Genomic DNA, 18,079 nt, shown 5'->3' with positions numbered 1-18,079 from the left:
CGCCTCCGCACCTCGATTTGCTGCACGTCTTTGTCCTTGGAGCGAGGTCGAGATGCACCAAGCGGGTCGCGATCTTTCAGCTTCGCTCCTTGCGCTTCAAGCCTTTGATATTTCGGCTGCCGCTATCGAAAAACCGCGGCGCGCCTATGTGCGACATGCTTCAAGGGCAGCCCTTCAGCTTCGGCCGAATTCGTCCTCGATGCGGATGATGTCGTCTTCGCCGAGATAGGAGCCGGTCTGCACTTCGATCAATTCCAGCGGGATCTTGCCCGGGTTGGAGAGCCGGTGCACGATCCCCGGCGGAATATAGGCCGACTCGTTCTCGTGCAGCATTCGCGTTTCTCCGGCCATCGTGATCTCCGCCGTGCCGTGCACAACAATCCAATGCTCTGCCCGATGATGATGCTTCTGCAGCGAGATCTTCTTGCCGGGATTCACGCGCAAGCGTTTGACGGCAAAACGTTCTCCGTCCGAAATGGCAGCGACCGCGCCCCAGGGGCGATAGGAGGTCGGGTGTATCTCGGTCAGGACCGTTGTCTTCGGCGACTTCGCCAGTGTCTTGACGATGGAACCGACGCTCTGGCTGTCGGCCAGCCGTCCGACATAAACGGCATCCTCGCCGGCAATGACGGCGACATCGTCCAGCCCTTGAACTGCAAGGTGGATGTCGCGCGACAGGACCAGCGAATTGCGCGTGTTCGACACCGTCGCCCTGTCGGTGACGACATTGCCGTCACCGTCCTTTTCTCCCGTCTTCCAGACGGCGTCCCAACTGCCGAGATCGGACCAGAAGAAGGAAGACGGTACGACGGCTGCGCGCTCGGTCTTTTCAAACACCGCATAATCGACGGAGATCTCGGGCGCAGTCGCAAAGCTCGCCGCATCCAGGCGCGTGAAATCGAGATCCTTCTGTGCCCCTTCCAGCGCGAGCTTCGCCGCTTCCCAGACCTGCGGCGCGTGCCGCTTCATTTCGTCCAGAAAGGGATTGACCGGCAGCATGAACATGCCGGAGTTCCAGAGGTAGCGGTCGGTCTCGAGCATCGCTTCGGCTTTCGCACGATCCGGCTTCTCGACGAAGCGAGCCACACGGTTCGTGCCCGCCGTCAACTCTTCGCCGCACTCGATGTAGCCGTAGCCGGTCGCGGGTTCCGTCGGCGTGATGCCGAAGGTCACCAGCTCGCCGTGACTTGCGGCCTGGTGCGCCCTGAGGATGCAATCCCTGTAGACCTCGCCGGCATCGATCTCGTGGTCGGAGGCAAGGACCTGCATGATGGCGCCCTTGCCGTAGCGGGCGAGAACCTGGAAGGCAGCAGCGGCCAACGCCGGTGCGGTATTGCGGGCCATCGGCTCAAGAAGGATGTCGCCCAGGTGAACGTCGATCGCCCGGGCCTGCTCCGCGACAATGAAGCGAAAGTCGCTGTTGGTGACGATGATGGCCGGCTCGAACTGGCTGGCGTCGCGAACGCGCTCCAGCGTCTGCTGAAACTGCGAGCGGTCGGAGAGAATCTGCAGGAATTGCTTCGGCGCGGCGGCGCGAGAGAGCGGCCACAGACGGGTACCGCGTCCGCCGGCCATGATCACCGGAACAATCTTTGACGTCATACCGGCGCCTCTTCCTCTTCGAGCTGAACGTTCCGGGACCAAAAGGGTTTCTGATGCAGAATAGCCAAAGCGCCGATCCGGGCAAGCTATTCGCCGACGTGAAGGTTTAGGCGGGATGAGGAAAAGCGGATGCGGCTTTGCGCCCGCGTCCCGCTCAAAGATTGCGCTCTAAAGCGCGACAAAGGCCTCACAGCGAACAAAAAACCCCGCTCGAAGGCGGGGCTTTCTCATTCGCTTCACCCTTCCGGGTGTCCCTTTCAAGCCGGGATCACGATCTCGCCAAGCTTCGTCAGCTCGGCAATGAACTGTTCGAGACGGGTCTTCTTCTCGTCTCTGGCGCCTTCCAGCTCGGCACGAACCGCTTCGATACGGTTTTCAAGAATCGTACGGTCGAGTTCGTCGACGTGGACGGCGGACTCGGCGAGCAGCGTGCAGCCGGTCGGCAGGATGTCGGCAAAGCCACCGAACACGGCAAAGCGCTCGGTCTTGCCGTCAGCCGTCTTCACCGTGACCACGCCGGGCTTGACCGTCGTCATCGTCGGAGCGTGATTGGCCATCACGGTCATCTCGCCCTCGGTCGCCGGAATGACGACGTCCGTCACTTTTTCGGAGAGGAGCAGGCGCTCGGGGGAAACAAGCTCAAAGTTGAAATCGGCCATGACCATTCACTTCTCGTGGGCGCGCCACCCGAAGGCGGCTGTGCATGTCTTCCCTGCCCTCTGAGAAGGCAGGATGAAAGCCTCGGCGCGCCATCGCGCCGAGGCTTAACAGTGCTATCAAGCGGCTTCTGCAGCCAGCTTCTTGGCCTTTTCGATCGCTTCTTCGATCGAGCCGACCATGTAGAAGGCAGCTTCCGGCAGATGGTCGTACTCGCCGTTGACCAGGCCCTTGAAGCCCTTGATCGTGTCTTCGAGGGCGACGAGCTTGCCCGGCGAACCGGTGAAGACTTCGGCAACGAAGAACGGCTGCGACAGGAAGCGTTCGATCTTACGAGCGCGAGCAACGGCCAGCTTGTCTTCTTCAGACAGTTCGTCCATGCCCAGGATGGCGATGATGTCCTGCAGGGCCTTGTAGCGCTGCAGCGTGCCCTGGACCTTACGAGCGACTTCGTAGTGGTCCTCGCCGACGATCATCGGGTCGAGCATGCGCGACGTGGAGTCGAGCGGGTCGACGGCCGGATAGATGCCCTTTTCAGCGATCGAGCGCGACAGAACGGTCGTGGCGTCAAGGTGCGCGAACGAGGTTGCCGGCGCCGGGTCGGTCAAGTCGTCGGCCGGAACGTAGATGGCCTGAACCGAGGTGATCGAGCCCTTGGTCGTGGTGGTGATGCGTTCCTGCATGGCGCCCATGTCGGTCGCCAGCGTCGGCTGGTAACCCACGGCTGACGGAATGCGGCCGAGCAGAGCCGACACTTCCGAGCCAGCCTGGGTGAAGCGGAAGATGTTGTCGACGAAGAACAGAACGTCCTGGCCCTTGTCGCGGAAGTCTTCAGCGATCGTCAGACCGGTCAGAGCAACACGTGCGCGTGCGCCCGGCGGTTCGTTCATCTGGCCGTAAACGAGCGCAGCCTTGGAGCCTTCGCCGCCGCCGTGCTTGTTAACGCCGGACTCGATCATTTCGTGGTAGAGGTCGTTGCCTTCGCGGGTACGTTCACCCACGCCTGCGAATACCGAGTAACCACCGTGCGCCTTGGCGACGTTGTTGATCAGTTCCATGATGAGAACGGTCTTGCCGACGCCTGCACCGCCGAAGAGGCCGATCTTGCCGCCCTTTGCGTAAGGAGCGAGAAGGTCGACGACCTTGATGCCGGTGACGAGGATCTGGGCTTCCGTCGACTGTTCGACATAGGCCGGAGCGTCCTGGTGGATTGCGCGCTTCGCGGACGTGACCAGCGGACCGGCTTCGTCAACCGGCTCGCCGATGACGTTCATGATACGGCCGAGCGTCTCGTCGCCGACCGGAACCGAGATCGGGCCGCCGGTGTCGGTGACCGACTGGCCGCGAACCAGACCTTCGGTCGAGTCCATGGCGATCGTGCGGACGGAGTTTTCGCCGAGGTGCTGCGCAACTTCGAGAACGAGGCGGTTGCCGTTGTTGTCGGTTTCCAGCGCGTTCAGGATCTGAGGAAGCTGGCCTTCTTCGAACGCGACGTCGACGACGGCGCCGATGACCTGCGTTACACGACCCACAGCGCCGGTTGCGGCTACTGCTGCGGTCTTGGCGGAAGCTGCCTTCCTCGGTGCAGCGGGCTTCTTCTCCGCTACGGTTTCTTTCGGGGTAGCTGCCTTAGCCATAATTCTTACCCTCTTCTCGTGACCTTAGAGCGCTTCCGCGCCCGAGATGATTTCAATGAGTTCCTTGGTGATCTGCGCCTGACGCTGACGGTTGTAGTTCAGCGTCAGCTTGTTGATCATCTCACCAGCATTGCGCGTCGCATTGTCCATCGCGCTCATCTTCGCGCCCATTTCGCCGGCAACGTTTTCCAGCAGAGCCCTAAAGATCTGCACGGAGATGTTGCGCGGAATGAGATCGGTGAGGATGGCGCCCGCGTCCGGCTCGTATTCGTAGACGGCCGAAGCGTCCGATGCGTCGGCGGCAACCGGTGCTGCCGAAGCCGGGATCAACTGCTGCGCAGTCGGAACCTGCGAAATAACGGACTTGAACTCGGAGTAGAACAGCGTGCAGACATCGAACTCGCCCTTTTCGAAGAGCCCGATGACCTTGTGACCGATCTGATCGGCGTTCTCGAAGCCGATCTTCTTGACTTCACGCAGATCGACGCGATCGATGATCAGCGACGCATATTCGCGACGCAGGATATCGAAGCCCTTCTTACCGACGCAGATGATCTTGACCGTCTTGCCGGCTGCAAGCAGCTTGCGAACGTGGTCGCGGGCATGGCGGGCGATCTGCGAGTTGAAGCCGCCGCAAAGGCCGCGTTCAGCCGTGCAGACGACCAGAAGGTGCGTATCGTCCTTACCGGTCCCGGTCATCAGCGCAGGCGCGCTGTCGTCCGCACCAACCGCCTGGGCGATGTTGGAGAGAACGGCAGCCATGCGCTGCGAGTAAGGCCGGGCGGCCTCGGCCGCCTCCTGCGCACGCCGAAGCTTCGCCGCGGCGACCATCTTCATCGCCTTGGTGATCTTCTGCGTCGCCTTGACGGAGGCGATCCGGTTTTTCAGATCCTTAAGTGAAGGCATCCGTTGTCCGTCCTAAATGAAATCCGCTCAGGCGAAAGACTTGGCGAAGCTGTCGATTGCTGCCTTGAGCTTTGCCTTGGTGTCGTCCGAAATCGCCTTTTCCTTGCGGATGGTTTCCAGAACGTCCTTGCCTTCCGAACGCATGTAGGAAAGCAGACCCTGTTCGAACTTGCCGACCTGGGCGACCGGAAGCTTGTCGAGGTAGCCGTTGACGCCGGCGAAGATCACCGCAACCTGCTCTTCCGTCTTCAGCGGCGAGAACTGCGGCTGCTTCAGGAGTTCGGTCAGGCGTGCACCACGGTTCAGGAGGCGCTGCGTAGCGGCGTCGAGGTCCGAGCCGAACTGAGCGAAGGCCGCCATTTCGCGGTACTGAGCCAGTTCACCCTTGATCGAGCCTGCGACCTGCTTCATCGCCTTGATCTGGGCCGACGAGCCGACGCGCGATACCGACAGACCGACGTTAACGGCCGGGCGGATACCCTGGTAGAACAGGTCGGTTTCAAGGAAGATCTGGCCGTCGGTGATCGAGATCACGTTGGTCGGGATGAACGCCGAAACGTCGTTGCCCTGCGTTTCGATGACCGGCAGAGCCGTCAGCGAGCCAGCGCCCATGTCGTCGTTCAGCTTTGCAGCGCGCTCGAGCAGGCGGGAGTGCAGGTAGAAAACGTCGCCCGGATAGGCTTCGCGGCCCGGCGGGCGGCGCAGCAGGAGCGACATCTGACGGTAGGCAACGGCCTGCTTGGAAAGGTCGTCGTAGCCGATGAGAGCGTGCTTGCCGTTGTCACGGAAGTATTCGCCCATCGCGCAGCCGGCGAACGGTGCGAGGTACTGCATCGGGGCCGGATCGGAAGCCGTTGCAGCAACGATGATCGAGTACTGCAGGGCGCCGCGCTCTTCCAGAACCTTCACGAACTGGGCAACCGTCGAACGCTTCTGGCCGATTGCGACGTAAACGCAATACAGCTTGTCACCTTCCGGACCATTGTCGTGAATGGCCTTCTGGTTGAGGACCGTGTCGAGGATGATGGCGGTCTTGCCGGTCTGGCGGTCGCCGATGACGAGCTCGCGCTGGCCGCGGCCAACCGGGATCAGAGCGTCGATGGCCTTGAGGCCGGTCGACATCGGCTCATGCACCGACTTGCGCGGAATGATGCCCGGAGCCTTGACGTCAACGCGGGCGCGCTGCTTGGCATTGATCGGGCCCTTGCCGTCGATCGGGTTGCCGAGCGCGTCGACGACGCGGCCAAGCAGTTCCGGACCAACCGGGACGTCCACGATGGCGCCAGTCCGCTTGACGGTGTCGCCTTCCTTGATGTCACGGTCCGAACCGAAGATAACGACACCGACGTTGTCGGCTTCGAGGTTCAGCGCCATGCCGCGAATTCCACCCGGGAATTCGACCATTTCGCCTGCCTGAACATTGTCGAGGCCGTAGACGCGGGCAATACCGTCACCGACGGAAAGCACCTGACCGACTTCGGAGACTTCTGCTTCCTGGCCGAAATTTTTGATCTGATCTTTGAGAATTGCGGAAATTTCCGCGGCGCGGATATCCATCAGCCGACCTCTTTCAGTGCAAGCTTAAGGGTAGAGAGTTTGGTGCGAAGGGAGGTGTCAATCTGGCGGGACCCGACCTTGACGATCAGACCTCCAAGAATAGACGGGTCGACGGTGACGTTGACCGCCACGTCTTTGCCGGTGACGCTTTTCAGCGTCGCCTTCAATTCAGTTTCCTGCGCTGCGGTGAGCGCATGGGCCGACGTGACGTCGGCAGAGATTTCGCCACGATGGCGCGCGGCGATCAGGCGGAAAGCCTTGATCATGCCCGGCAGCGCGAAGAGGCGGCGATTGCGGGCAACGACCTTGAGGAAGTTGCCGACGAGCCCGGAGATGCCAGCCTTCTCGGCAACTGCCGAAATGGCCTTGAACTGGTCGTCTGCAGAAAAGACCGGGCTTACGATCAGCCGCTTCAGATCATCGCTGCCGTCGATCAGGGCCTGGACGCGGGTAAGATCCGCACCGACTGCCTCGACGGAACCGGCGCCGAGCGCGAGTTCAAAAAGCGAGGACGCATATCTTTCTGCAACACCGGAAATAAGCTGGGATGTGTCTGCCACGGGCACAAGCTTCTCTCAATTTCATCCAAGAACCGAGCTGGCGTTGAGCCGTCAACTTAACTTCTTGAATTTGCTGCAATAACTTGCAGGATATCGAGGCCTGGCGACCCACTTCCCCCGCAATTCGCGGTTCGTCTAGCATAGGATGTTTGGACTCGCAACACGCGAACGGCAGGAATGCGGCATAAGTCGGCCACCTTTGGCCGAATTTTGCCGTAAATCCGTTTCCTGCACAGTGAATCGCGGAATGACCCGCGGGCACGATCAGATCATGCCGAAGACGTAGGCGAGCGGAAGGATGGCGAGTGCCGCCTGAACGAAGAGCGCCAGCCAGTTGTAGACCGTGCCACCATTGTCACTCATCATCGAGAGGATCCGGCCGAAGGCGGCAAGCGCAAAGGCCGCTCCAACGGCAAGATAGACCATCGGCTGCGCCAAAAGAATGGCGGCAAGGCCGAGCCCGACATGCATGCCGCCCATGGTGGAGCGCGCCTCTGCGTAGCCGCCGCGCCGCCCCTCGGCGATGCCGATGCCGGCCGCGCGAAAGGTAAGCCGCGGCGCAAACAGCATCACGACGCCGATCAGCGCCGCGGCTGCCGCCGCGCAGAAGGCGAGGAACTCGCCGGTTTCCGTCGGAATGTAGAACTCCATGCCCGTTCCCACAGATGAGCCCGTTGTCTCGCCGCCTCGGCCTCGGCCGAAGCGGCGTGTCCTTGACCTCTACTGCATAATTCCTGAAATCGGAATCGATTTAAGGACAAAATTATGCAGCAGTTTTAAGTGTTACAGCCACCTTTGCGCGTCTCGAAAGACGCGCGGCGCTGTAGCGCATGTCGCGCCGGTTGTGAATCGCCCACAGCCTCTTCAAAGCGGCGATCACAGGAAACTTGAATTTACAGGAAGCTTTGGGGATCGATGTCGAGCTGGACGCTGATCGAGCCGCGTTCCTTCGGGCCGGCGGCGATCATCGCCTTGACGAAGGCCTGCATGTCGCTGTTGCGCCGGCCATGCACCAGCAGGCGGAAGCGATGCCGACCGCGGATCAGCGCCAGCGGCGCTTCCGCCGGGCCGAGAATGGTAATGCCATCGGTCCGGGGTGCGGCCATGCGCAAGCCCCGTGCATGGCCCTCGGCATCCTGCCGCGTATCGGCCGAGACGATCAGCGAGGCGAGCCGGCCGAAGGGCGGCAGAAGCGCCTTCTCCCGCTCGGCAATCTCGCGCTCGTAGAAGGCGTCGGCATCGCCCGAAACGATCGCCTGCATCACTGGATGCTGCGGCTGGTAGGTCTGCAAGAGGCCAAGGCTCTTGAGGCCGGTTCGCCCCGCACGACCCGTGACCTGCGAGAGCAATTGGAAAGTCCGCTCCGCCGCACGCGGATCGCCGTTCGCCAGGCCGAGATCGGCATCGACGATGCCGACCAGCGTCATCAGCGGGAAATTATGCCCCTTGGCGACGAGCTGCGTGCCGATGACGATGTCGGCTTCGCCGCGGGCAATGGCGTCGAGTTCCAGTCGCAAACGCTTGACGCCCATCAGGTCCGAGGACAGCACGATGGTGCGTGCCTCGGGAAAATGCCGCTCCACCTCGTCGGCGATGCGCTCGACACCGGGACCGCAGGCAACCAGGTGATCGAGCGTACCGCATTCCGGGCAGGCTTCCGGCGTCTTCTCCGAGTAGCCGCAATGGTGGCACTGGATCTGGCCGCGGAAGCGGTGTTCGACGAGCCAGCTCGCACAATCCGGGCACTGGAAGCGATGACCGCAGACACGGCAGAGCGTCAGCGGCGCATAGCCGCGGCGATTGAGGAAGAGCAGCGCCTGCTCGCCGCGCTCGACGGCCTTGCCGATCTGGTTGATGAGGACAGGCGACAGGAAGCCGCCGCGCGCCGGCGGATGCTGGCGCATATCGACCACGCCGAGCCGCGGCAGCGCCGCATCGCCGAAACGCGTCGGCAGATGGATCGGCTTGTAGCGGCCGACCTCGCCATTGACCCGGCTTTCGACCGAAGGCGTCGCCGAGACGAGTACGACCGGAAAGCCGGTGATCCGGCCGCGCACGACCGCCATGTCGCGCGCATTGTAGAAGACGCGGTCCTCCTGCTTGTAGGCAGGGTCGTGTTCTTCGTCGACGATGATGAGACCCAGGTCCTCGAAGGGCAGGAACAGCGCCGAGCGGGCGCCGGCAACGACACGCACCGTGCCGGTCGTCACCTGACGCCAGACCTTTTCACGCGTGCGCGGCGCGAGGTCCGAATGCCACTCCGCCGGCTTTGCGCCGAAACGATCCTGGAAGCGATCGAGAAAACTCGACGTCAGCGCGATCTCCGGCAACAGGATCAACACCTGCTTGCCCGCCCGAAGCGTCGCCGCGATCGCCTCGAAATAGACCTCGGTCTTGCCGGACCCGGTAATGCCGTCGATCAAGGACACCGAGAAGCCGCCCTCCTCCACCGCCGCCAGGAGGTCGGCGGCGGCGTCCTTCTGAGCGCCTTCGAGCCGAGGGGCGACGAAATCGGGATCGGGCAAGGCGACGACCGGCGGCGGCGGCATGAATACGGTCTCGAAGACGCCTTGCTGGGTCAGCCCGTCGATCACGCTCGACGAGGTGCCGGCCGCGTGCGCGAGCCCCGAGCGCGTCCAGGAGAAACCGTCGCTGGCGGCGGCTATCACGCGCTCGCGCGCCGCCGTCATGCGCTCCGGCCGCATCTCGGTAAGACGCAAGGCCTCGACCATCGGCTCCGGATCGAAGGCCGCCGGCGCCCTGAGCGCCATGCGCGCGACGAGCCCCGGCGGCGTGACGGTATAGGCGGCAACCCAATCGAGAAAGGTCCGCATATCCCGCGTCAGCGGCGGGCAGTCGAAAACCTTCTCGATCGTCTTGAGTTTCTTCGGATCGACGGAGCCGTCGTCATCACCATCCCAGACGACGCCGACGACGAGGCGTGGTCCGAGGGGCACCTGCACGATCGAGCCCGGCTCCACCGCCATGCCATCAGGAACCCCATAGGAATAGGCTTTCGGCGCCGGCATGGGCACCAGGACCGGCACGACGCGACGGCCCGGAGCGGGCCTGAGCAAATCGCCGAATAAATCGGTTGAATCGCGAGTCATTTTACCGTGACCTTGCCACGTGTTTCGGTTAAAGAAAACTGCGCTGCGAACCGCAGCCTTGCAGGCCGCAGGGTTTGTCACGGTTCCACCAGAGTTTCAACGCGCGCGATTTCTGCCAACGGAATTCCTCCGCGGTAGATATGCGCCCGAACGGCAATCGTGCCCCAAGGGAGTGACCCCCATGAAATTTTTCGTTGATACCGCCGACGTCAAGGAAATCCGCGAGCTGAACGATCTCGGCCTTCTCGATGGCGTCACCACCAACCCGTCGCTGATCCTGAAGTCGGGCCGCGACATCACGGAAGTCACCAAGGAAATTTGCTCGATCGTCGAAGGCCCGGTTTCGGCTGAAGTGACTGCAACCGAATATGCCGAGATGATGAAGGAAGCGGCCGTTCTCTCGAAGATCGCCGACAACATCTGCATCAAGCTGCCGCTGACGCTCGACGGCCTCAAGGCCTGCAAGGCGCTGACCTCGGACGGCCACCAGACCAACGTGACGCTGTGCTTCTCGGCCAACCAGGCCCTGCTCGCTGCCAAGGCCGGCGCGACCTTCGTCTCGCCCTTCGTCGGCCGTCTCGACGACATCGCCTTCGACGGCATGGACCTGATCCGCGAAATCCGCCACATCTTCGACAACTACGGCTATGAGACCGAAATCCTCGCGGCCTCGATCCGCACCGTGAACCACGTCAAGGAAGCTGCCCTCATCGGCGCCGACGTCGTTACCGCGCCGCCGGCAACGCTGAAGGCGCTGGTCAAGCACCCGCTGACCGACAAGGGCCTGGAAATGTTCCTGGCCGATTGGGCCAAGACCGGCCAGAAGATCGCCTGATCTTCGCCAAGCAGTTTGAGAAAACCCCGCAGCGATGCGGGGTTTTTTGTTGCCTACTCGTCATCGTCCATCAGCCCCGACAGCCGCATGCCGTCGATCCAGGTGGCGCTGTCCTTGCGGATTACCCGGCGCGGACGAATGCCGCAGCGCTGGCGCACCTCTTCCGCCAGCCGCTCCGAATGGGTGACGATCCAGATCTGGCTTTCGCGGGAGGCGCTGGCGATCATGTCGGCAAGCGCCGGCAGCATGTCCGGATGCAGGCTCGTTTCCGGCTCGTTCAGTGCGATGAAGCGGGGGCGGCGATAGGAAAGCAGCGCCGCCGCCAAGGCCAGAAAGCGCATCTGCCCGTCGGAAAGCTCGCGCGGCGAAAAACGCCGGTTGGGAAAATCCGGAAAGACCAGCGAGAATTCGGCGAACTGGCCGGGATCGGGAACATCGAGATGGGCGCCGCCGAAGGCATCGGCGACGGCGCGGTCGAGATCGACCGTATCCTGACGCGTGTGCCGAAGCGTCGCGAAGACCGCAGCCATATTGACACCGGTCTCGTCGAGCATCGGCGCCGTGACGGCGAGGCAAGGCAAGCGCAAGGGCGAATCGCGATCGGTGCGGAAGCCGTGGAAGAACCGCCACTGGTCGACCGCGCGGCGAAAGGTGCCGACCTCGGGATAATGGCCGGCGTCGCCGAGCAGCGAGATCGCCGTTTCGGACGTCAGCGCCTGCTCCGGATAGTCCTCCATCCGCCCGCGTTCGCCGCGCACGAAGATGCCGGGGCCGGATCGCTTCATCATCGTCACCGGCCGGCGGCCGGTTTCGACCGTCAGTTCCTCTTCCTTGACCTGCGGCTCATAGGCAAAGCCGGCGGCTGCCGTTGGCGGGCGCAACCCCGCCTCGATCCGGTAGCGGAAGGTGATCGCCCGCTCCTCGTCCAGAAGCTCGGTTTCGAGCCTTATGCGCGCCGGCTTGTCGGCACGCCGACGACCGCTCCAGAGCGCCGATGACATGCCGCCCTCTTCGGCGATCTCGCGCGCAAGCGTGCCGCGTGTCGCAGACTGTACGAGCTGAAGCGCCCGATAGAGATTGGACTTGCCGACGCCGTTCTCGCCGATGAACAGGTTGACCCCGGTCAGATCCATGCGGATCGACTTCAGCGAACGATAGTTTTCGGCAAACATGGATTGTAGCTGCATAGGCCAAGACCTAGCCGATCCGCCAGCCGGCGTGAAGCCGGCACACATGGCGCGGCTGGTCGCTAGAGCCCGGCCGCGACTTGAAGCCTGGGCTCGAACGCCGCGTCCGCGTCCACTGCGAGATCGAAGACAGTGTGCCGCTCGAGCGCTTTCGTCACCTCGCCAGACTCGCCTTCCAGCGCCTCCGGCGGAATCAGGTTGCCAATGCGGAAATCGAAGAGATCACCCTTCTTGTTGAGCAGTTCATGGAACACGGTCATGTCGCGCAGTTCCGTCGACCATTTGGCGAACCAGTAGAACAGGCCGGAATTGCGGGCGCTCATATGCACCGGCAGGATCGGCAAACCGTATTTGCGCGCAAAGCCCACGGCAGACGTCTTCCATGGCCGCTCGTTGAGGCAACCATCCGCCCAATAGGCGATGCGCCCGGAAGGGAAAAGCACCGTCGCCTTGCCCTCGCCGATCGCCCGGTTGGTCACCTGCAAGGTCTCGCGGGTCTTCAGCTTGCTCTTGTGCTCTTCGCGCCATTCGACCGGAATGACCATCTCGACGAAGCGCGGATTGACGCGGATGGCGTCGCGATTGGCGAAGAACATCATGTCCGGCCGCCGGGTCTTCAAGAGGTCGAAGACCGCGATCCCGTCGGCAATGCCGGTCGGATGGTTGCTGACGAGCAGGAAGCCGCCCTTGGCCGGAATGCGCTCGGCCCGATCGACCCGCACCTCCAGCGACAGCAGCGAACTCAGATGTTCGAAGGCCTGAAAGCCAGGCATGTTGGCGACCGCATCGGCGAATTCATGCGCCTTGCGGTAGTTCAGCAATGTGTAGAGAAAGGGCCGCATCAGCGGCCATAGCGGACTCTTGACGATGCGCTGCCCGCGCTCGGCAATCAGGGTGTCTACGATGTGACCAGGCTGCCCCTGTGAGACCAGGGCGATTACTTCAGCAAAATGCGCGAATCCGTTCACCGAATCCCGTCCCGCCATAGTCCGATCCGATTCTTTCCGGCTGACCATCGCAATTCTATATGATCGAAGAATGACAGATTCCAAGGGCGCATTAGCAAAAACATAAGATGCGTCAGGGCATTGTCGCCGATGGACCAACTTGGGAAGCGACAATGAACGAGCTCCTCGTCATCGGCCATCCGGAACTCCTTGCCGAACGCCAACGTTGGCTCGATGGGCTCATGCGCGAGCGCCGCCTCTCGGACAACACGGTCGAGGCCTATGAGCGCGATACCCGCCAGTTCCTGACATTCCTGACCGGGCATCTGGCCGGACCGCCGCGGCTTTCCGACATCCGGACGCTCAGGCCGGCGGACCTGCGCGGCTTCCTCGCCCAGCGCCGCAAGGGTGGCGCTGGCGCACGAACGCTCGGCCGTGGGCTCGCGGGGCTGCGCTCGTTCCTCCGCTTCCTCGAACGCAATGGCCTCGCCAATGCGGCGGGCGCGACCGCGGTGCGCTCGCCGAAGCAGCCGAAATCGCTGCCGAAACCGCTGACCGATCGTGAAGCGCTCAACGTCGTGACCTCGGAGGCACAGCTTGCCGAGGAGCCTTGGATCGCGGCGCGCAATGCCGCGGTGCTGACCCTGCTCTATGGCTGCGGCCTGCGCATTTCCGAGGCGCTCGGGCTGACATCGGGCGATTTCGCCGGCGGGCCCTCGTCGCTGCGCATCCTCGGCAAGGGCGGCAAGACGCGGCTCGTGCCGCTGATTCAGGCTGCACGTGACGCCGTCGCCGCCTATGTCAAACTCTGCCCCTACCGGCCAGCGGCCGATGAGCCGTTGTTTCGCGGAGCGCGCGGCGCCAAGCTGCAGCCGGCGATCATCCAGCGCGAGATGCAGAAGCTGCGTGGCGCCCTCGGCCTGCCGGACACGGCAACGCCGCATGCACTGCGCCACTCCTTCGCCACCCATCTGCTGGCCGGAGGCGGCGATCTCCGGACTATTCAGGAACTGCTCGGCCACGCCAGCCTGTCGACGACGCAGGTCTATACCGGCGTCGATTCCGCAAGACTTCTGGAGATCTATGATCGTGCCCATCCGCGTGCCTGATTTTCGGCGAAACCTTGGATTAACCATGCCCTTTAAGGAAGCCGTGACCGGCCCGGGCCTAGGGTTCAGCAGCGACCGTCCGTCCGTCGGGGAAGAATGATGACAGCCTTTGCGAGACCTGATCGAAACCTGCACCGCAACCTGCTTGCGCGAGTAGCTGACGGCACGCTGTGGCTGATCGCCCTGCTGCACGTCGTCCTTGCGGCTTGTCTTTTTGTTGCCCTCCTCTTCGTCGCCAGAGCCGATGCCCAGGACGCCGTCCAGGATGGGGAATGCCGCGGCTCGAACGTCCTGACCGCGCTTGCCAAGTCGGATCCGACAAAATTCGCCGCCCTCGAAGCGGAAGCCGCCGCCGTGCCGAACGGCAAGGGCATTTTCTGGAAGATCGAGAAGGACGGGATTGCGCCCTCCTGGCTGCTCGGCACCATGCACGTTACCGATCCGCGCGTGCTGGCATTGCCGTCCGAGGCGCCGGCCGCCTTCGAGGCAGCCTCGACCGTCATCGTCGAATCGGACGAGATCATCGACGAAAAGAAATCTGCCGCCGCGATCCTGATGCGGCCCGACCTCACCATGTTCCCGGACAACAAGACGATCGCCGATTTCCTGAAGCCCGGTGACCGCGAACAGCTCGAAGCGGGCCTCAAGGCACGCGGCATTCCGCTGACGCTCGTTGCGCGCATGAAGCCATGGATGATCGCGAGCTTCGTGGCATTGCCTGCCTGCGAGATCACCCGAAAAGCGGCGGGCGCCTCCTTCCTCGACAAGAAGATCGCAGAGGATGCCGTCGGCCAGGGCAAGACGCTCAAGGGTCTGGAAACGCTGATCGAACAGCTCTCGGCGATGGATTCGCTTCCGACCGAACTGCATCTGCGCGCGCTCATCGAGACGCTGGCGCTCGGCAAGACGATCGACGACGTCTTCGCGACCATGACCGATCTCTATCTCGCGGGCGACACCGGCATGATCATGCCGATGATGAAGGCCGTTGACACGGCCTCCAGCGAGGATTTCGGCTATGCCGATTTCGAACAGCGCATCATCGTCGAGCGCAACAGGACGATGGCGACGCGCGCCGAACCGATCCTGAAGGACGGCGGTGCGTTCATGGCGGTCGGGGCACTGCACCTTCCGGGCAAGGAGGGCCTCGTGGAACTCCTGCGTGCCCAGGGCTTCACTCTGACGCGCGCCAACTGACTGGCGGCCGTTCAAGCCAGAGGCTGATCAGCCAATCATGCCGCCTGGACCGGCGACGCCGGCGAGCAGCGTCGGCACGATCACCTTGTGAAACGGCGTGATCGCCGCAAGGTAAACCCAACCGAGCGTATTGTGCCGCCGAACGAGCGTGGTGACGCCGACGATCTGATTGACCGCGGACCCTGCCCTGACATCGACGATGATGCGAAAATCGAGATGCTTGTCGTCAAAGCCGAGCACCACTTCGTCGTCGGTTTTTGACAGCACCGGAAACGCCCCGACCAGGCCGAAACGGCCGGACCTCGGCGCTGCCGATTTCAAGCCGACGAGGGACACCATGCGATTGCGCAGCCGCAAGAGCTCGCGAATCCATCGTGGCGAGCGGCCAAGCGAACGTTCGGCCGCTTCCGCGGCGGTCACACCCTTGCCATCAAGGGCAAGCTCGAAACGGTCGGCCCAATCGGCCTCCGGCAAATGGCGGTTCGGCAGCGAAACGGCCACGGCTCTCGGTTTCATGTTCCCTCCTTCGCCTCGGCGACACCGGTCATCTGAGGCGAGAAACATGATCGCTGCCTCCACCGTCGTCGCACAGACCGCCGCTTGTCGCAGCCCCTCGGGCCAATCGTCACACCTCGTCTCACGCCCCATGGGCCACGAGCCCGCGCGCTCTTCCCTTCGCGGCGACAAGCTGCATAACTCTGTTACGACGCCGCCAATCGCATCAAGGAGACAGACTATGGAAACCAGCCACGACCCGCGCGAGCTCGAGATGGTCGTCCTGATGACGCCGGACATGGCGAATTTCAGCGGCAAGGTCCACGGCGGCGCGCTGCTCAACCTCCTGGACCGCGTAGCGTTTTCCTGCGCCTCGCGCTATTCGCAGCAATATGCGGTAACGCTCTCGGTCGACCAGGTGATCTTCCGCCAGCCCATCCACGTCGGCGAGCTCGTCACCTTCCGCGCCGCGGTCAACCATGCCGGTCGCACCTCAATGGAAATCGGAATCCGGGTCGAGGCCGAAAACATCCGCAGCGGCGAGCGCCGCCATACCAATTCCTGCTATTTCACGATGGTCGCGGTCGATGCCGATGGCAGCCCGACGCCTGTTCCTCCGCTGGTCACGGACACGGCCGACCGCAAGCAACGGCAGCGAGCCGCCGAGGCGCGACGCAGCCTCAGGCGCGAATTCGAGGAGCGCTTCCACGCGGTCCGGTCTGCTTCTGAGGAGTAGGATCGCCGGCATCGGATGACGTCGGTGGCGGCAATGTCAGTCCGCGCCGATGCGCCATGGGTCGGCAACGGCAGCCGGCAAGTCGAAACGCCCGGCCGGAATGAGGGGGCCGCTCGCCGCAGCCCCCTGCAAAATCATTACATATGGATCGGCTTGAAGAAGGTCGACAGAGCCGCTTCCTTGACCGCTTCCGACATGGTCGGATGCGCATGGCAGGTGCGGCCGAGGTCTTCGGACGAACCGCCGAATTCCATCAGCACGGCGATCTCGTGGATCATCTCGCCGGCGCCGAAGCCGACGATATGGCCGCCGAGTACCCGGTCGGTTTCCTTGTCGGCAAGGATCTTCACGAAACCGTCGGTGGTAAGCATCGCGCGCGCACGGCCATTGGCGGTAAAGGGGAACTTGCCGACCTTGTAGGCAACGCCTGCGGCCTTCAGCTCTTCCTCGGTCTTGCCGACGGAGGCAACTTCCGGCTGGGTGTAGACCACGCTCGGGATGACGTCATAGTTCACATGGCCGGCCTGGCCTGCCAGGATTTCCGCAACGGCCACACCTTCATCCTCGGCCTTGTGGGCGAGCATCGGGCCGCGCACCACGTCGCCGATCGCGTAGACGCCGGCAACGCTCGTCTGGTAGTGATGGTCGATCTCGACGCGGCCGCGCTGGTCCATGACGACGCCGGCCTTATCCAGGCCGAGGCCATCGGTGTAGGGCTTGCGACCGGTGGCGATCAGCACGACATCGGCGTCGAGCGTCACGGCATCGCCGCCCTTGACCGGCTCGAAGGTCACCTTGGCGCCCTTGCCGTCCTTGACGACGCCGGTCACCTTGGCGCCGAGCTTGATGTCCATGCCCTGCTTGGCAAGCATGCGCTGGAACTGCTTGGCAACTTCGCCGTCCATGCCGCCGAGGAGGGTATCGAGATATTCGACGACCGTGACCTTGGCGCCGAGGCGGGCCCAGACCGAGCCGAGCTCGAGGCCGATGACGCCGCCGCCGACGACGATCATGTGCGCCGGAACCTTGTCCAGCGCGATGCCGCCGGTTGACGAGATGATCACCTTCTCGTCGATGTCGACCTTTACGCCCGGGATGCCCGCCACGTCGGAGCCGGTGGCGATCACGATGTTCTTGGTTTCGAGGATCTGCTCCTCACCCTTGTCGTTGGTGACCGAGACCTTGCCCTGGCCGAGCACTCTGCCGGTGCCCTGGATGCCGTCGATCTTGTTCTTCTTGAAAAGGAACGAGACGCCGTCGACATTGGCCTTAACGGTCGCGTCCTTGTGGGCCATCATCTTTTCGAGGTTCAGCTTCGGCGCCACGACTTCGATGCCGAGCGCGTCCACGCCGTGAGCGACCTGGTGGAACATCTCGGAAGCATGCAGCAGCGCCTTCGACGGGATGCAGCCGATGTTGAGGCAGGTGCCGCCATAGGTTGCGCGCTTCTCGACGACGGCCACCTTCAGGCCGAGCTGGGCCGCCTTGACGGCGCAGACATAGCCGCCGGGGCCGCTGCCGATAACGATGAGATCATAAGCCAT

General features: G+C 63.0%; 16 protein-coding genes. 4 read left to right on the top strand and 12 right to left on the bottom strand.

All coding sequences use genetic code 11. From position 1 onward, the window contains the following. Positions 1 to 174: 174 nt before the first annotated feature. The 8 genes from ACQ5BM_RS20245 to ACQ5BM_RS20210 all read right to left on the bottom strand — a co-directional run bounded on the left by ACQ5BM_RS20245 (position 175) and on the right by ACQ5BM_RS20210 (position 10,029). Positions 175 to 1,602 (bottom strand): mannose-1-phosphate guanylyltransferase/mannose-6-phosphate isomerase, encoded by a 1,428-nt coding sequence (locus ACQ5BM_RS20245; protein WP_429815032.1) that lies wholly within the window; start codon positions 1,600 to 1,602, stop codon positions 175 to 177. A gap of 257 nt (positions 1,603 to 1,859) precedes the next feature. Further along, entirely contained in the window at positions 1,860 to 2,261 is a 402-nt protein-coding gene (locus ACQ5BM_RS20240) for a F0F1 ATP synthase subunit epsilon (protein WP_429815030.1), read from the bottom strand. 117 nt (positions 2,262 to 2,378) lie between these two features. Then, the gene (gene atpD / locus ACQ5BM_RS20235; RefSeq protein ID WP_429815027.1) at positions 2,379 to 3,896 is read right to left on the bottom strand and encodes a F0F1 ATP synthase subunit beta; all 1,518 of its coding nucleotides are present in this window, start codon (positions 3,894 to 3,896) and stop codon (positions 2,379 to 2,381) included. 24 nt (positions 3,897 to 3,920) lie between these two features. Further along, the gene (locus tag ACQ5BM_RS20230) at positions 3,921 to 4,802 is read right to left on the bottom strand and encodes a F0F1 ATP synthase subunit gamma (protein ID WP_429815024.1); all 882 of its coding nucleotides are present in this window, start codon (positions 4,800 to 4,802) and stop codon (positions 3,921 to 3,923) included. Positions 4,803 to 4,829: 27 nt separating this feature from the next. Further along, positions 4,830 to 6,359 (bottom strand): F0F1 ATP synthase subunit alpha, encoded by a 1,530-nt coding sequence (atpA, locus tag ACQ5BM_RS20225; protein ID WP_429815021.1) that lies wholly within the window; start codon positions 6,357 to 6,359, stop codon positions 4,830 to 4,832. After that, positions 6,359 to 6,925 carry a F0F1 ATP synthase subunit delta gene (locus ACQ5BM_RS20220; RefSeq protein ID WP_429815018.1) on the bottom strand — a complete coding sequence of 189 codons (567 nt, stop codon included), beginning with the start codon at positions 6,923 to 6,925 and terminating at the stop codon, positions 6,359 to 6,361. The genes atpA and ACQ5BM_RS20220 overlap by 1 nt, the downstream gene beginning before the upstream one ends. 258 nt (positions 6,926 to 7,183) lie before the next feature. Next, a complete protein-coding gene (locus ACQ5BM_RS20215; protein ID WP_429815016.1) occupies positions 7,184 to 7,570 on the bottom strand; it encodes a DUF4345 domain-containing protein in 387 nt (128 codons plus the stop codon). Positions 7,571 to 7,812: 242 nt separating this feature from the next. Further along, the gene (locus ACQ5BM_RS20210; protein ID WP_429815013.1) at positions 7,813 to 10,029 is read right to left on the bottom strand and encodes a primosomal protein N'; all 2,217 of its coding nucleotides are present in this window, start codon (positions 10,027 to 10,029) and stop codon (positions 7,813 to 7,815) included. A gap of 181 nt (positions 10,030 to 10,210) precedes the next feature. Between ACQ5BM_RS20210 and fsa the strand changes: the two genes are divergently transcribed. Then, positions 10,211 to 10,864 (top strand): fructose-6-phosphate aldolase, encoded by a 654-nt coding sequence (fsa, locus tag ACQ5BM_RS20205; RefSeq protein WP_173517736.1) that lies wholly within the window; start codon positions 10,211 to 10,213, stop codon positions 10,862 to 10,864. A 53-nt stretch (positions 10,865 to 10,917) separates the two neighbouring features. Here the strand turns inward: fsa and ACQ5BM_RS20200 are convergent, their stop codons facing one another. Next, positions 10,918 to 12,051, bottom strand: a complete 1,134-nt coding sequence (locus ACQ5BM_RS20200) for an AAA family ATPase (RefSeq protein ID WP_429815009.1) — start codon at positions 12,049 to 12,051, stop codon at positions 10,918 to 10,920. A 62-nt stretch (positions 12,052 to 12,113) separates the two neighbouring features. Then, complete coding sequence (locus tag ACQ5BM_RS20195; protein ID WP_429815006.1) at positions 12,114 to 13,037, bottom strand: GNAT family N-acetyltransferase; 924 nt, start codon at positions 13,035 to 13,037, stop codon at positions 12,114 to 12,116. A gap of 134 nt (positions 13,038 to 13,171) precedes the next feature. On the opposite strand from ACQ5BM_RS20195, the gene ACQ5BM_RS20190 reads away from it, so the two are divergent. Continuing rightward, a complete protein-coding gene (locus ACQ5BM_RS20190) occupies positions 13,172 to 14,107 on the top strand; it encodes a tyrosine recombinase XerC (RefSeq protein WP_429815003.1) in 936 nt (311 codons plus the stop codon). Positions 14,108 to 14,206: 99 nt separating this feature from the next. After that, entirely contained in the window at positions 14,207 to 15,304 is a 1,098-nt protein-coding gene (locus tag ACQ5BM_RS20185; RefSeq protein ID WP_429815000.1) for a TraB/GumN family protein, read from the top strand. Between the two features lie 27 nt (positions 15,305 to 15,331). Here the strand turns inward: ACQ5BM_RS20185 and ACQ5BM_RS20180 are convergent, their stop codons facing one another. Further along, complete coding sequence (locus ACQ5BM_RS20180; protein ID WP_429814997.1) at positions 15,332 to 15,820, bottom strand: DUF2867 domain-containing protein; 489 nt, start codon at positions 15,818 to 15,820, stop codon at positions 15,332 to 15,334. A 220-nt stretch (positions 15,821 to 16,040) separates the two neighbouring features. Between ACQ5BM_RS20180 and ACQ5BM_RS20175 the strand changes: the two genes are divergently transcribed. After that, positions 16,041 to 16,535, top strand: coding sequence for an acyl-CoA thioesterase (locus ACQ5BM_RS20175; protein WP_429814994.1), 495 nt, complete (start codon positions 16,041 to 16,043; stop codon positions 16,533 to 16,535). 137 nt (positions 16,536 to 16,672) lie between these two features. Here the strand turns inward: ACQ5BM_RS20175 and lpdA are convergent, their stop codons facing one another. Next, positions 16,673 to 18,079, bottom strand: coding sequence for a dihydrolipoyl dehydrogenase (lpdA, locus tag ACQ5BM_RS20170; RefSeq protein ID WP_429814991.1), 1,407 nt, complete (start codon positions 18,077 to 18,079; stop codon positions 16,673 to 16,675).

Source organism: Ensifer sp. B1-9, from assembly GCF_050474445.1.
Lineage (GTDB): Bacteria > Pseudomonadota > Alphaproteobacteria > Rhizobiales > Rhizobiaceae > Ensifer.
The sequence above is the reverse complement of the archived record's forward strand: the minus strand, read 5'-3'. Positions and strand labels throughout refer to the sequence as shown.